This is a genomic window from Spirillospora sp. NPDC000708, assembly GCF_040299565.1.
GTDB lineage: Bacteria > Actinomycetota > Actinomycetes > Streptosporangiales > Streptosporangiaceae > Spirillospora.
This window is the reverse complement of record NZ_JBEPCJ010000003.1, coordinates 239,735-253,675: the sequence shown is the minus strand read 5'-3', so window position 1 is coordinate 253,675 and position 13,941 is coordinate 239,735. Positions and strand designations below refer to the sequence as shown.

Annotated in this window: 11 protein-coding genes; 7 read left to right on the top strand and 4 right to left on the bottom strand. The window is 72.7% G+C overall.

Going from position 1 to position 13,941, the window contains the following annotated elements; genetic code table 11:
* The first annotated feature begins 211 nt into the window (after positions 1-211).
* On the top strand, positions 212-694 hold the full coding sequence (locus tag ABT299_RS04100; protein ID WP_190857810.1) for a carboxymuconolactone decarboxylase family protein: 483 nt from the start codon (positions 212-214) through the stop codon (positions 692-694).
* Positions 695-793: 99 nt separating this feature from the next.
* Here ABT299_RS04100 and ABT299_RS04095 read toward each other — a convergent pair whose 3' ends face one another.
* Together ABT299_RS04095 and ABT299_RS04090 are read right to left on the bottom strand one after the other, a co-directional pair.
* Complete coding sequence (locus tag ABT299_RS04095; protein ID WP_500249692.1) at positions 794-3,196, bottom strand: cellulase family glycosylhydrolase; 2,403 nt, start codon at positions 3,194-3,196, stop codon at positions 794-796.
* Positions 3,197-3,404: 208 nt separating this feature from the next.
* Entirely contained in the window at positions 3,405-4,475 is a 1,071-nt protein-coding gene (locus ABT299_RS04090) for a LacI family DNA-binding transcriptional regulator (protein WP_387025872.1), read from the bottom strand.
* Between the two features lie 158 nt (positions 4,476-4,633).
* Here ABT299_RS04090 and ABT299_RS04085 point away from each other — a divergent pair, with 158 nt between their 5' ends.
* The 6 genes from ABT299_RS04085 to ABT299_RS04060 all read left to right on the top strand — a co-directional run bounded on the left by ABT299_RS04085 (position 4,634) and on the right by ABT299_RS04060 (position 11,559).
* On the top strand, positions 4,634-6,253 hold the full coding sequence (locus ABT299_RS04085; protein WP_500249691.1) for an ABC transporter substrate-binding protein: 1,620 nt from the start codon (positions 4,634-4,636) through the stop codon (positions 6,251-6,253).
* Complete coding sequence (locus ABT299_RS04080) at positions 6,250-7,209, top strand: ABC transporter permease (protein WP_190857791.1); 960 nt, start codon at positions 6,250-6,252, stop codon at positions 7,207-7,209. Before ABT299_RS04085 ends, ABT299_RS04080 begins: the two co-directional genes overlap by 4 nt.
* A complete protein-coding gene (locus ABT299_RS04075; protein ID WP_500249690.1) occupies positions 7,206-8,057 on the top strand; it encodes an ABC transporter permease in 852 nt (283 codons plus the stop codon). Before ABT299_RS04080 ends, ABT299_RS04075 begins: the two co-directional genes overlap by 4 nt.
* Entirely contained in the window at positions 8,057-9,013 is a 957-nt protein-coding gene (locus ABT299_RS04070) for an ABC transporter ATP-binding protein (protein ID WP_190857782.1), read from the top strand. Before ABT299_RS04075 ends, ABT299_RS04070 begins: the two co-directional genes overlap by 1 nt.
* Complete coding sequence (locus tag ABT299_RS04065; protein WP_500249689.1) at positions 9,006-9,824, top strand: ABC transporter ATP-binding protein; 819 nt, start codon at positions 9,006-9,008, stop codon at positions 9,822-9,824. The genes ABT299_RS04070 and ABT299_RS04065 overlap by 8 nt, the downstream gene beginning before the upstream one ends.
* Before the next feature lie 118 nt (positions 9,825-9,942).
* A complete protein-coding gene (locus ABT299_RS04060; protein WP_500249688.1) occupies positions 9,943-11,559 on the top strand; it encodes an amidohydrolase in 1,617 nt (538 codons plus the stop codon).
* 37 nt (positions 11,560-11,596) lie between these two features.
* Here ABT299_RS04060 and ABT299_RS04055 read toward each other — a convergent pair whose 3' ends face one another.
* Together ABT299_RS04055 and ABT299_RS04050 are read right to left on the bottom strand one after the other, a co-directional pair.
* Positions 11,597-12,769 (bottom strand): HEAT repeat domain-containing protein, encoded by a 1,173-nt coding sequence (locus tag ABT299_RS04055; protein WP_500249687.1) that lies wholly within the window; start codon positions 12,767-12,769, stop codon positions 11,597-11,599.
* 57 nt (positions 12,770-12,826) lie between these two features.
* The gene (locus tag ABT299_RS04050) at positions 12,827-13,939 is read right to left on the bottom strand and encodes a sensor histidine kinase (RefSeq protein WP_500249686.1); all 1,113 of its coding nucleotides are present in this window, start codon (positions 13,937-13,939) and stop codon (positions 12,827-12,829) included.
* Positions 13,940-13,941 lie beyond the last annotated feature (2 nt).

Below are 13,941 nucleotides of genomic sequence, written 5' to 3'. Positions count from 1 at the left end.
CGCACACAACCGGCGAATCGGATCGTAGCGGATGAAGATCAATTTCACCCGCTCCGACCGGCTTGTCCGGCATCAACGGGACGTCAACGGCGGCGGACGACGGATCGCCCCCGAGGCGGACATGTGGCGTACGCCACCTTGGTCCGGCCGTCACAGATCCCGGGTCGCCGGCATCTCTTGTCCGACCGCTCACGACACAAAGGAGCTCACAATGGCTGCTCGTCTGAACCTCTTCGGCGACCCGACCACGACCGCCGCCAAGGCCGCCAAGCACTTCGGAGCGGCGAGCCAGACGATCCTCCAGGAATCGACGCTGCCGCCCGAGACCCAGAAGCTGGTCGTGCTGCGCGCCAGCCAGATCAACGGCGACGGCTACGCCACCGACGTGTGGAGCAAGAACGCCGCGCACGCCGGGGAGAGCGCCACCCGCATCAACCTGGTCGCGGCCTGGCGCGAGTCCACGGTGTTCACCGACGCCGAGCGCGCCGCCCTGCAGGTCGCCGAGGAGGGCACCCGCATCGCCGACGCCGGCGGTGGCGTCACCGACCGGGCATGGGCGGACGCCGCCGAGCACTACGACGAGGACCAGCTGTCCGACCTGGTGATGCTCATCGCCCTGATCAACGCCACCAACCGCATGGCCGTCATCGTCGACCAGCGCGGCGGCGACTACGAGCCCGGCCGAGCCGGCTGACCCCGCGCGCGGGGGGCGGCCGGTCGCGTTCACCGGCCGCCCCGCAGCGACGACCAGCGCTCGGCGTCCACGAAGTGCACGTCCGGCTCTCGCCTGTGTTCAGTCGAGCGTCAGCCGGTAGGAGCCGTGGGCGCAGCCGGTGACCATCCAGCCGCCTTCGACCCGTCGCGCGTCGATCCGGTCGATGCCGGTCGCGGCGGGGGCGGGGCGTTCGTTCCCCGGCACCCAGACCTCCAGGGTGCAGCCGCCCGCGGATGATCTCCCGGTGAGCCGGAACGTCCGCCGTCCGCCGGGAAGGGACCGCAGTGAGGTGATGATGCCCGGGGCGGCGTGCGGGAAGGCTCGCGAGATCTCCTGGACGGCGGCCGCGTCGCGGGGCAGGAAGCGTCCCGTCGCGCAGTCGAGGTTGTTGAGTCCGTTGCCGGTGGGTTCGATGCCGTTCTGCGGGTCGCCGCACGCCTGCTTCCAGACCCAGAACGCGCCGCCGATCGCGTCGCCGTCCTCCTGGCGGGCGTAGCGGTGCAGTCGGTCGGCCACGGGGCCGTCGTCGCCCCAGAAGCCCCATTCGCCGCTCCACACCGGCATGTCGCCGGCGGCGCGCCGGGCGAGGACGAAGCCGTGCTCGACGGAGGTCATGACGGGGAGGCCGAGCGAGGCGTCCATGGTGATCGACTCGGCGTACAGGTGGGGCGCGAAGACGATGTCGGGATCGGCGGCGAAGGAGCCCCGCGGGACAGCGTCGAACCCGGTGCCGGACCAGAAGATGCTCGGTTCGAGGAACAGGGGGTGCGGGCGGCTCTCGGCGGCGCGGACCGCGCGCAGGACGCGGTCGTAGAAGCGGCCGAGGAGCAGCGTCGAGGTCAGCGGCGCCTGCTCGCCGAAGCCCGGTTCGTTGAGCGGGTCGAACCCGGCGACCGCGGGGTCGGCGCCGAAGCGTGCGGCGAGCATGGCCCACACCTTGACCAGGCGGCTCTGGACGCCGTCGCGGTCGTAGTAGAAGTTGGTGAACGCGCGGTCCCCGGCGGGCGAGATGTCGCGTCCGGTGAACTGGCAGCGGGGCGCGCCGTCGGTCTTGGTCGCCCACGCCGGCGCGCCGTCGTAGCCGTCCATCCTGGACGTGCCCGGCGGGCAGGACGTCCCCCGGGGGGTGGGCGCGTTGCTCCAGCCGTCCTGGTGCATGTCGATCACCGTGTACAGCCCGTGCTTCTTCGCCCAGGCCACGGCCTGGTCGATCTGCCGCAGGTACCCCTCGTCGTACCGGGCGGGACGCGGTTCGATCCGCGACCACGACACCCCCAGGCGCACCACGTTCAGCCCGAGCGCGGCCATCTGCGCGAAGTCGTCCTCGCTGAGCGGCAGCGTCGCCGGGACGCCCGGGCGCGGCGCGTAGAAGTCGACGAGCTGGTTGACGTTCACCCCGCGAAGCAGGACCTGCCGTCCCTCGCCGTCGACGATCCGCGGCCGTTTCCCCCGCACGACCCGCAACGCCGACAACTCCGTCCCGGACGCGGCGGCCGCGGCCTTGCGGGGCGCGGGTGGCGGCTCGGGACGCGCGGCGGCCACCGCCCCCGCCGCGCCGGCGACCACGACCGCGGTGACCAGGGCCGTGGCCTGGACGGTCCGCGCCGCGGGCCACCGGAATGCGCCGCGAGCGGCCAGAAGGGCGAGCAGCCCGGGAACCCAGCCGACGGCGGCCCCCAAGGACGCGCCCTCGCCGAGACGGACCCACAGCGCGGCGGGTGTCTGCAAGGGAGCACCCGGCCCGTCCAGGACCACCAGCCCGGCGACCTGGACGGCCCCGAGGACGATGCCCGCCCACATCGCGGCCAGCCATCCGCCGAGGAAGGCCCCGGCGGCCGTGCGGGACCGGCGCGCGAAGGTCCGCTGCGTGCGGGCGAGCGCGAGGAGCAGGACCAGCAGGCCCGCGAGGAGCCCGGCCGCCCCGCCTTGCGGGGAGGCCGATGGCAGGCCGTGCGGCAGGTCCCGTGACCAGTGCGAGGACACCCACGGCCCGGTCATCGCGACCGCCGCGACGCCGATGACCGCGATCGGCCAGTGCGCTCGGTGCGCGGGCTCCCCGTCCGGGCGCTCGCCCGCCCGCACGGGAAGGGTCGCCGCGGCGGGGACCAGTGCGTACAGGGCGGCTTTGGGGACGGTGAAGCTCGTCGCCCACAGCAGGTCGGCGACGTTCAGCGCGGGCACGGTGGCCGCCAGCGCCATGACGGCCTTCGCGACCACGGCGGCCAGCACGAACCCCGCCCACACCGTCGCGAATCGCGCCCGCCTCCCGAGATGCCCGAAAGCCGCCGCGACGAGCGCCGTGCCCGCCACCAGCAGCGGCACGTAGACGCCGAGGGGCGCCACCTGCCACCGTGCGGCCGGCATCGCACGCCCGGGCATCCCCAGCAACGCGAAGAACCCGACCGGATCGATCAGCGCTCCGGCGATGAGAAGGGCCAGGACCACGCCCACGACCGTCGGCACGAGCCGTCGCGAACCCATGCGATCTCCTTCACGGGGGATCGCCAAAGTACATGAATAAGTCTCACATTTACTAGCCCCTGCAGGAGCCCGAGGAACGGGCCGCCCCGCCAGGCCCGAGGAAGGTCACCGGACCCGCACCGACGGCAGGGCGGGACGGCGGGTTCCGCCGGCAGCACGACGGGAGGGCGCTGCCGCATCGCCGGCCGGGCCCTTCCGGTCGACCGGATCAGGTCCTGCTCTCCTCGCGGGCCGCCCGGCGGGTTCGGGGCGTCGAGGAGGCGCGGACGTCGAGACGAGCCGTGAAGAGGTGGCCCCGGGGGGTGTCGCGGCCTTCGAAGGCGTTCACCAGGAGTTCCACGCCGGCCTTGGCGGTCTCGGCGGGCAGGAAGCTGAGCGTGGTGACCGGCGGGTCGCTGAAGGCGGCGGTGGGGTCCTCGGTCGTGGCCACCAGGAGCAGGTCGTCAGGGACGGACAGGCCGTGCCGGCGGAGCCGGTCCAGCAGCAGCGGCGGGCTGGTCTCGACCAGGGTGAACAGCGCGTCGGGCGGCTCACCGGCCGCCGCGAGCAGTTCGTCGACCGCCTCCAGCGCCTCCGAATGGCCCGGTGCGGCGGTGGCCGTGAGCAGAGGCTCCTGCCCGTGGTCTTCGCACCAGGCCCGGTAGGCGCGCTCGGACTCCTCGAAGAAGCTGGAGGTGGACATCGCGGTGACCAGCGCGACGCGGCGCGCTCCGGAGGAGGCCAGATGGTCCAGGACGCTCAGTGCGGCGGCCGCGTAGTCGAAGTCCACCCAGCGTCCGAGGCTCTCCGCGTCCTCGGGACGGCCTGAGGCGTCCAGCGCGCGGCGGTCGCTCACCACGGGGATTCCACCGGACAGGAAGTCGGCGACCATCGGGTCGTCCGCCGTGGGGTCGATGACGATGGCGCCGTCCAAGGGCAGGTCCAGCCACCAGTCGCCCGGCGAGGTCGTGGGCAGCAGGACGATGCCGTAGCCGTGCCCGAGGGCGGTGCGGCTGGCGGCGTTGGCCAGCTGGGAGAAGTAGGCGAGCTCGGAGTAGACCCAGGGCGTCTCGGAGTACTCGCGGACCGCGAGCCCCAGCAGCCGTGTGCGCCCCGCACGCAGCAGGCGCGCGGTGGCGTTCGGACGGTAGCCGAGGCGGTGGGCGACGTCGCGGACATGGCGGCGCGTGGCCTCGGGCAACCTGCCGGACCCGTTCAGCGCGGCCGACACGGTCGTCTTGGAGACGCCGGCGGCGCGGGCGACGTCGACCAGCCGGACTCGCGGTGCGGGTGGACTCATCCACCAGATCCTGTCAGCTGCCGGAGCGTTGCGGTACCCCTGGTCCAGCTCTGCGGAATCGTTCCTGCAAAGCCTTGTGCGGGAACGTTCCTTCACCAATACTTGGCCGCACTTCGCCGCGCCCTGAGCCGCGGCCTGTTCGAGAAAGAGGTGGTCCATTGCGCGCCGCCCGATTCACAGCCGCGACGGCCCTCATCGCGCTCGCGGCCACCGCCTGCGGCGGTGCCTCCAAGACGGGCACGGCCGGCTCGGCCGCGTTCCAGATCTCCAAGGACACCCCGCGGGCGGGAGGGCCTCTCGCCTCGGTCACGTGGTCGCTGTACGCCGAACCGCAGTCGCTGGACTACGCCCACGCCTACGACTATCCGCCGAACACGGTCCTGGCGAACGTCTGCGAGCAGCTCCAGCGCATCACGCCGGATCTGAAGATCGCGCCGGGTCTGGCGACCGCCGCGTCACCGGACGCCGAACGGTGGGTCTACACGATCCGCTCGGGAGTGCGCTTCCACGACGGATCCGCGCTGACCGCCGAGGACGTCGTGGCGAGCCTGCGGCGGCACATGGACCCCAAGGTCGGCTCGTACTGGATCTCGTCCTTCCAGAACGTCGCGTCGATCGACAAGACCGGGCCGATGCAGGTGACGGTCCGGCTCAAGAAGCCCGACCAGCTCTTCAACGAGGAGATGGGGACCTCGGCCGGGACCATCGAGAGCGCCCGGTTCCTCGCCAAGGCCGGCGCGGAGTACGGCACGCCCGACGGCGGCGTCGACTGCACGGGCCCCTACGCCCTGGAGAGCTGGCAGAAAGGGCAGGCCATCACGCTGAAGAAGTTCGAGGGCTACTGGGATCCGAGCCTGGCCCCGAAGACCGGCACCATCAAGAACGTCTTCATCCAGGACCCGGCCGCCCGGGTGAACGCTCTGCTGTCCGGGCAGGTCGACGGCGGGTACCTGCTGCCTCCGTCCGGGTTCGCGAAGCTGCGCGCCTCGTCCGCCGGGAAGCTCTACTTCGGGCCCAACACCACCGCCGTCAGCCTGATCCCGACGAACCTCAAGGGAACGCTCGGCGATGTCCGGGTCCGGCGGGCGCTGTCGATGGCCCTGGACCGGGCCGGGATCATCAAGGCCGGGGCGGCCGGGGTCGGCACGCCGGCCCGGGCGCCGGCCGCGACCGGCGCCTGGGCCATCGCGCCCGCGGTGGCGAAGACGGCCTATGCCGGTCTGCCCCGACCCGCGCGCGACGTCGCCGCGGCGAAGAAGCTCGTCCGGGACGCCGGGGCGACCGGCCGGAAAATCGTCATGGCCACCAGCACGCTGGCTCCCGAGATCGCCGTCATCGCCAACGCCGTCCAGTCCGCCGGACGGGAGATCGGGCTGGACGTCAGGCTGAGGACGGTCGCGCCGGACGCCTACACCGCACTGTTCTCCGATCCGAAGGCGCGAGCGGGGCTCGACCTCGTGATGACGACCTGGTACGACTCGACACCCGATCCGCTCGAGTTCTACGGGATCCTGCAGACCGGCAACTTCAGCAACTACGGCGGATACTCCAACCCGCGCTATGACCGGTTGGTGGACCAGGCCGAGGCGGAGCCCGACCCGCAGAAGCGGGCGGCCGTCGTCGCCGAGCTCCAGCGGATCGCCGTCGGTGATCTGGTGTGGATCCCGCTGTACGAGGTCCCGCACAGCCTGTTCCTGAACAAGCGGGTGACCGGCGCGCCGACCAGCATCGCGCAGCTGGAGTACCCGTGGGCGGCGCCGCTGGGAGCAGCCGGTTGAGCGCGCCGGCCGGATTCCTCGTCCGACGCCTCACCGGACTGCTCGTCACCCTGGTCGCGACATCGATCGCGGTGTTCTCCTCCGTTCATCTCGCACCGGGCGATCCCGCCGCGTTCCTGATGAACGGCCGCGCGGCCTCGCCGCAGGCGATCGCGGCCGTCCGGGCGCAGTACCACCTCGACGACCCCTTCGCCGTGCAGTACCTCAAGTGGGCGGGCGGAGCGCTGAGCGGGGACTTCGGCCGGTCGGTGCAGTTCCGGCAGGACGTCGCCGGCCTGATCGCCGCCCGGCTGCCCACGACGCTGTGGCTGGTCGGCTACGCGGCCGTGCTCATCCTGCTCGCCGGGCTGGCGCTCGGCGCCCTGTCGGCACTGCGGCCGGGGCTGGTCGACCGGCTCGTCCTCGTGGGGACCGGCGTGGCCACCGCGACCCCCGCCTTCGTCGCGGCGATCGCGCTGATCTCGGTCTTCTCGGTGAAGCTGGGCTGGTTCCCGGCGTTCGGCAACGGCAGCGGCCTCGGCGGCCGGGCCGCCCATCTGACGCTGCCCGCGATCGCGCTGGCGCTCACCTTCGCCGGGCTGCTGGCCCGCGTGACCCGCGCCTCCATGCTGGAGGAACTGGCGCGCGAGCATGTCGAGGTCGCCCGCTCGCGCGGCGTCCCCCGGGCGGCGGTGATCCGCCGCCACGTGCTGCGCAACGCGCTCGGCCCGATCAGCACGGTCACCGGGACGGTCGTGGCCGGGCTGCTGGTCAGCACGTCGATCGTGGAGACCGCGTTCGGGCTGTCGGGCATCGGCCAGCTGCTCGTCAGCTCCGTCACCGTCAAGGACTTCCCGGTCGTGCAGGCCGTCAGCCTCCTGGTGGTCCTGGCCTTCGTGGGAGCCAACCTGCTCGTGGACCTCCTCCACCCGTTCATCGACCCGCGCCTGACCCACGCGAAGGGAGGTGCCGCATGAGCGCCCTGCCCCTGCGGCGGAGGGCGATGCCGCGGCTGCGCGGAGGGGACGGCCTGGTCACGGCCGCGCTCGCCGTGCTGGGCGTCCTGGTCGTCCTGGCCGTGTTCGCACCGCTGATCGCACCGCACGATCCCGAGGCGGTCGATCTGTCCGCCACCCTCAGCGGTTCGAGCGCGGCGCACCCGCTCGGCGCCGACCAGTCCGGCCGCGACATCCTGACGCGGCTGATCTACGGCGCGCGGACGGGACTGCTCGAGCCCCTGGCCGTCGTCGTCGCGTCCACGGTGCTCGGCCTGCTGGTCGGCCTGACCGCCGCGTGGCGCGGCGGACCGGTCGACACGGTGCTGTCGCGGGTGATGGACCTGGTGTTCGCCTTCCCGGCGCTGCTGCTGGCCATCGTGCTGGTGGCGATGTTCGGCTCCGGGCTCGCGGCTCCGGTCGCGGCGATGAGCGTCGCGTACACCCCCTACGTCGGACGGCTGGTGCGCGGCGTGGCGCGCCAGGAGATGACCCGCCCCTACATCCAGGCGTACCGGGTGCAGGGATGCTCCGGCCGGACGATCTGCCTGCGCCATCTCCTGCCGAACATCGCCCCGCTGGTCCTGGCGCAGTCGGCGATCAACTTCGGGTACGCGCTGATGGACCTGGCCGCGCTGTCCTTCCTGGGCTTCGGCGTCCAGCCGCCCACCCCGGACTGGGGCGCGATGATCAACGAGGGGGCGCCCGCCCTGCTGCAGGGCGCGCTGCTCCCGGCGCTCGCGCCGGGCGCCGCCATCGTGATCGCCGTGGTGGCCTTCGGCATCGTCGGCGAGGGCATCGCCGACCGGGTCGCGAAGCGGGAGCGGTGATGCTGGACATCGAGAACCTCGGCGTTCGGCTGGCGCGGGGCCGCGCGGCCCGCCCGATCCTGGACGGCGTGTCCCTGCACGTCGCCCCCGGCGAGGCGGTCGGCCTGGTGGGCGAGTCGGGATCGGGGAAGTCGGTCACCTGCCGGGCCGTCCTGGGCCTTCTGCCGGACGGGGCGACGGCCACCGGCCGGCTGCGGGTCGGCGGCGAGGACGTCCTCGCCATGGGTGCCGCGCGGTTGACGGAGCTGCGGCGCCGCGAGGCCGCGATGGTGTTCCAGGACCCGCGCGCCTCCATCAACCCGCTGCGCCGCATCGGCGACTTCGTCACCGAGGGCCTGCGGGCCGCGGGGACGCCGGCGCGGCAGGCGCTGAAGGAGGCGGAGTCGCTGCTGGAGTCGGTGGGAATCCGCGACCCGCGCGGGGCACTGCGCAGGCGCCCGCACGAGTTCTCCGGCGGCATGCTCCAGCGCGTGATGATCGCCGGAGCGCTCGCCGGAGGACCACGGCTGCTGCTGGCCGACGAGCCGACCACCGCGCTCGACGTCTCCACCCAGGCGGAGGTCGTCTCGATCCTGACCCGGCTGCGCGCCGAGCGCGGGATGGCGATGCTGTTCGTCACCCACGATCTGGAACTGGCCGCCGCGATCTGCGACCGGATCTACGTCATGTACGCGGGGCGGATCGTCGAGACGCAGTCCGCCGATGATCTCTTCGACCGGCCCCGCCACCCGTACACGGCGGGACTGCTGGCCGCGACGCCGCGCATCGACTCCCCCCGGCCGCCGCACGGAATCCCGGGCCGTCCGCTGTCGCTGGCCGAGGCGCCGCCCGGCTGCGCCTTCGCCGCGCGGTGCCCTCGCGCGGTCGAGCGATGCACCGAGGCGGAGCCCGTCCTACGGCGGATCGAGGCGGCGCACGTGGCGTGCCTGCGAGCGGAGGAACCGATCCATGACTGAGCCCGTGCTGGAGGCCGAGGGCCTGCGCAAGTCCTTCGGCGGGCAGGTCGCCGTCGACGACGTGTCGTTCACCCTGCGGGCCGGCGGTTCGCTGGCCCTCGTCGGCGAGTCCGGTTCAGGGAAGACGACCACCGCGCGGTTGCTCGTCGGCCTGGAACGCCCCGACGGCGGGCGGATCAGCGCGTGCGGGTCCGACCGCACGGGGCCGGCAAGGGGGCGAAGCGCGCGCCTCGAACGGGCCCGGCAGATCCAGATGGTGTTCCAGGACCCCTACCTGTCCCTCGACCCCCGGATCACCGTCGGCGACTGCGTCGAGGAACCGCTGCGCCTGCATTTCGCTCTCAGCCGGGCGCAGCGGCTCGCCCGCAGGGACGAACTCCTGGACCGGGTCGGCCTGGGCGTGAGGGAGGCCGGCGCGCTTCCGAAACGCCTCTCCGGCGGGCAGCGCCAGCGCGCGGCCCTCGCCCGCGCGCTCGCCACGGAGCCGAAGGTGCTGATCCTCGACGAGGCGACCGCCGCGCTGGACGTCTCGATCCAGGCGCAGATCGTCGAGCTGCTGCGCGAACTGCGCGAGACCCTCGGGATCGCCTACCTGTTCGTCAGCCACGACCTCGCGCTGGTACGCCACGTCGCCGACGACGTCCTGGTGCTCCACCGGGGCCGGGTCGTCGAGTCCGGGCCCACCGCGAGAGTGCTGGCCGGCGCCGAGCACCCCTACACCCGTCTCCTGCTCGATTCGATCCCGCGGCGCGGCTGGGATCCGGCCCGGATCGCCGCCGACCGCCGTGCCCTCGCCGAGGAGAGCCCGTGAACGGCCTCTCCCACCTCTCCGCGACGCGCGCACTGCGCCCGTTCCACGGCCGTGGGCTGTCACGGGCCGAGCTCATGCCAGCCGCCGTCGCGGCCCGCATCATTCTGAGGAGCCTCCCATGCCCACCGATCTCATCTTCCGGAACGGCCTGGTCCGCACGGTGACCGGCCGGACGGCGACCGCCGTGGCGGTCGAGTCCGGCCGCATCACCGCCGTGGGATCCGAACCGGACATCCGGCCGCTCGCCGGCGCCGGCACCCGGATCGTCGATCTCGGCGGAGGCGCGCTGCTGCCCGGCTTCCAGGACGCGCACGTCCACCCGGTCATGGCCGGGCTCACCATGATCCGCTGCGACCTCGCCGCCGCCGGAGACGCCGCCGGGGCGCTGCGGGTCGTCCGGGACTACGCCGAAGCCCATCCCGATCTGCCGTGGATCGTCGGCGGCGGCTGGGCCATGGACTGGTTCACGGGCGGGACCCCGTCCCGCACCGCCCTCGACGCGGTGGTGCCCGACCGCCCGGTCCACCTGGTGAACCAGGACGGCCACGGGGTCTGGGTCAACACCAGAGCCCTCGACCTCGCCGGGATCGGCGCCGCGACACCCGACCCCGCGGACGGCCGGATCGAGCGGGAGCCGGACGGAACCCCGCAGGGCACCCTGCACGAGGGCGCGGCCCGCCTCGTCGGACGGCTGGTCCCCGAACCGACCGGCGACGAGCTGCTGCGCGGCCTGCACGCGGGGCAGCGGCGACTGCACGCGGCCGGCGTCACCGCCTGGCAGGACGCGATGGTCGACCCGAAGATCCAGCGGGCGTACCTGGCGGCGGCCGAGGCGGGCACGCTGACCGGCCGGGTCGCCGGTGCCCTGTGGTGGGAGAGGGACCGCGGCGCCGAGCAGATCCCCGAACTCCTGGCCCGCCGCGGCGGCGCCGGCCGGTTCCGCGCCGGCACCGTCAAGATCATGCAGGACGGCGTCGCGGAGAACTTCACCGCCGCCATGACCTCCGCCTATCTCGACGGCTGCGGTTGCAGCACCGGCAACCACGGGATGAGCTTCATCGACCCCGGCGAGCTCCAGGAATACGTGACACTGCTGGACGCCGCGGGCTTCCAGGTGCACGTCCACGCGGTGGGCGACCGCGCCGTCCGGGAGGCCCTGGACGCCTTCGCCCGCGCGCGGACGATCAACGGGCCGGGCGGCAACCGGCACCACATCGCCCACCTGCAGGTCGTGCACCCCGACGACGTGCCCCGCTTCGCAGCCCTCGGCGTGACCGCGAACATCCAGCCGCTGTGGGCGGCGCACGAACCGCAGATGGACGAGCTCACCATCCCTTTCCTGGGGCCGCAGCGCGCGTCCTGGCAGTACCCCTTCGGCTCCCTCGACCGCACCGGGGCGGCCCTGGCCGCCGGAAGCGACTGGCCGGTGAGCAGCCCCGACCCGCTGTGGGGCCTGCACGTGGCGGTCAACCGGGTGGCGCCCGGCGAGGACACGGAGGAGTTCCTGCCGGAGCAGCGGCTCGACCTGGCAACGGCGCTCACCGCCTACACGCTCGGCAGCGCCCGCGTGAACCACCTCGACACCGAGACCGGGACCATCGAGGTCGGCAAGTACGCCGACCTGGTGGTGCTCGACGCGGACCCGTACACCGTGCCGGCGGAACGGCTCGCCGAGGTGACCGTCAAGGCCACGTTCGTCGAAGGCGAGCAGGTCCACCCGGACCCACTCGTCTGATACGCAGGGAGCCCGTTCGGCCGAGCGTTGGGGTCGTTCAGGCGAGACCGGCGTAGCGGCGGCAGGTGTCCCGGTCGCCGGAGACGCCCCAGGCCTCAAGTAGCTCGCGGAAGTCGAGAATGTGCCAAGTGGTCTCGGGCAGTGAGGCCAGGGTGCGGACGGTACGGCGCTGCAGGGGTGTGAGCTGGTCAAGCGGCGGCAGCGAGGGGCGCGGCGGTGCGCCGAAGGTCAGCCGCAGTGCGGCCGCGGCCACCGGGCATGCCCCGAAGTCGCTGCTGCGGGATAGGCCGTCCAACACGCTGTCGACCGCCTCGGCGGGTGCCGCACCGTCCAGCATGCCCAGGCTCTCGGAGGCATAGGCCCGCAGGTCCCACCCCAGGAACCCGGGACCGTCCGCCTCGGGTGGGCGGGTGCAGGCCGTGGCGAGTTCGGCGATGACGGCGGTGTCGGTGACGCCCATGCGGATCAGCGCGATGGCGGCGCCGTAGCATGCGAGCGGTTCGTCGCCGGTGAGTTGATCCCGCATCCGGTCGATGAGGCCGCCGTCGGACAGCAGCCCCAGCGAGATGATCGCGTTGACGGTGACGGCCGGGACGGTCTCGACGTTCCACAACGCGCGCAGCGGCGGAGTCGACGCGGCGGCCTCCTCGGGAAACCAGCCCAGCAGGTATGCGGCGGTGGCCCGCACGCTGGAGTCCGGGTCGGTCAGCAGGCAGTGCACGGTCGGCAATCCGGCCCGGACCGCATCGTAGGCGGCCAATGCGACGGTGGTCTCGTGCAGGGATTCCTGGAAGTCGTCGAAGGCGAGACCTTCGTCGCGGGCGCCGCGCTGCTCCTTCCGCGGGTCCGCCGCGTGCATTTTGGCCAGTTCTCGCCGCCAACCCTTGATATCGACGCCTAGCGGCAGGTGCTCGTCGGCCCATCCGACCGCTAGTTCCGACACCAGCTGAAGAAGCTCGGCACGGTCAGGCATCGAACGGTCTGCGGCGATCGCCAGCAAGAACGGCACTGTCGGTGCGGCCGCCTCGTACCTGCGACCCTGATGACAGACATTGTCGTGCAGCGCGGAACGAGCGTTTTCTCGCTTGTTCTCGTCGGGGGACATCAAAGCGCGCAGAAGTCCGGGAACGTTTCCGGCCGTCCCGTAGGCGTGGCGGAGCCGGGTCCACTCGACAGCATCGAGCCCTGCCAGCGGATCGCTCTTTCTCATGTCGTCCATAATGCCGAAATGGCCACTTCGTGTACTCGAGCAAGGTGCTGTTCGCCGCTACACCGCCGGTGACGGTGCTCTGACGGGCTGGTGGGCCGCGGTCGGGGACGGGTCCTGACGCGTGCCGGGGAGGCGGATCGTGACGAGGAGGCCGCCGGCGGGGCGCGGCGTGAGGTCGAGGGTCCCGTCGTGTGCTCGGACAATGCTGTGGACGATGGCCAGCCCCAGGCCGACGCCGGCGTGCTCATCGGTGCGGACGCGCCGCGTTCCGCGCTGGAACGGCTCGATGAGGGTCGGAACCAGGTCCCAGGGGAGCGGTCGACCCGTGTTCTCGACCCGCAGGACGCTCGCGTCGTCCTCCGCCGTGGTGTGGACCGTCACGGTGCCGCCGGCGGGCAGGTTGTGGACGATGGCGTTCTGGACGAGGTTCGTCACCATCCGCAGGATGAGCTCCTCGGAGCCGACGGTCCGGGTCCTCTCGCCGGTGACCTCCAGCGTGATCTGCCGCTTCTCGGCGAGGGGCAGCAGGGTCTCGGCGGCCTCTTCGGCGACCAGGGACAGGTCGACGGGCTCGCGGGTGAAGGTCCTGCGGTCGCTGCGGCTGAGCAGCAGGAGGGCCTCGATGAGGTCGATCGCGCGGGTGTTGACGGTCTGGAGCCGCTCGATGAGCTCGTCCCGGTTCTGGGCGGGGTCGTTGCGGGCGACGTCGAGGAGCGTCTGGGAGATCGCCAGCGGGGTGCGCAGTTCGTGGGAGGCGTTCGCGGCGAACCGCTGCTGTTCGGTGATGTGGGATTCGAGCCGTTCGAGCATGGTGTCGAACACGTCGGCGAGTTCGCGGAACTCGTCTCTGGGGCCTTCGAGGCGGATCCGGTGGGACAGCGACCCGTTCGCGGCCAGCCGCGCCGCGTCCGCGACCCGGGTGAGGGGTGCGAGCATCCGGCCGGCGAGGAGCCATCCGCCGAGAAGCCCGAACAGCAGGAGGAAGGCCAGTGCCTGGGCCGCGCGGGGCGCGAAGGCTCGCCAGAGGTCGGTGCGGTTGGGGATGAACGGCGGCGCCGGGCCCCTGTCCCGGAAGAACCCCGGCCCGGGTTTGATCACCCCGTCGGGAACGTAGCGCAGCAGGAACACCCAGACCACGGCCAGCAGGAGGGCACCGGAGAGGACGATCACAC

What these genes read in the sequence shown, in the direction of transcription:
- ABT299_RS04100 (WP_190857810.1), top strand. Translation starts at nt 212, where the DNA reads ATGGCTGCTCGTCTGAACCTCTTCGGCGACCCGACCACGACCGCCGCC.
- ABT299_RS04095 (WP_500249692.1), bottom strand. Translation starts at nt 3,196, where the DNA reads ATGGGTTCGCGACGGCTCGTGCCGACGGTCGTGGGCGTGGTCCTGGCC.
- ABT299_RS04090 (WP_387025872.1), bottom strand. Translation starts at nt 4,475, where the DNA reads ATGAGTCCACCCGCACCGCGAGTCCGGCTGGTCGACGTCGCCCGCGCC.
- ABT299_RS04075 (WP_500249690.1), top strand. Translation starts at nt 7,206, where the DNA reads ATGAGCGCCCTGCCCCTGCGGCGGAGGGCGATGCCGCGGCTGCGCGGA.
- ABT299_RS04070 (WP_190857782.1), top strand. Translation starts at nt 8,057, where the DNA reads ATGCTGGACATCGAGAACCTCGGCGTTCGGCTGGCGCGGGGCCGCGCG.
- ABT299_RS04065 (WP_500249689.1), top strand. Translation starts at nt 9,006, where the DNA reads ATGACTGAGCCCGTGCTGGAGGCCGAGGGCCTGCGCAAGTCCTTCGGC.
- ABT299_RS04060 (WP_500249688.1), top strand. Translation starts at nt 9,943, where the DNA reads ATGCCCACCGATCTCATCTTCCGGAACGGCCTGGTCCGCACGGTGACC.
- ABT299_RS04055 (WP_500249687.1), bottom strand. Translation starts at nt 12,769, where the DNA reads ATGAGAAAGAGCGATCCGCTGGCAGGGCTCGATGCTGTCGAGTGGACC.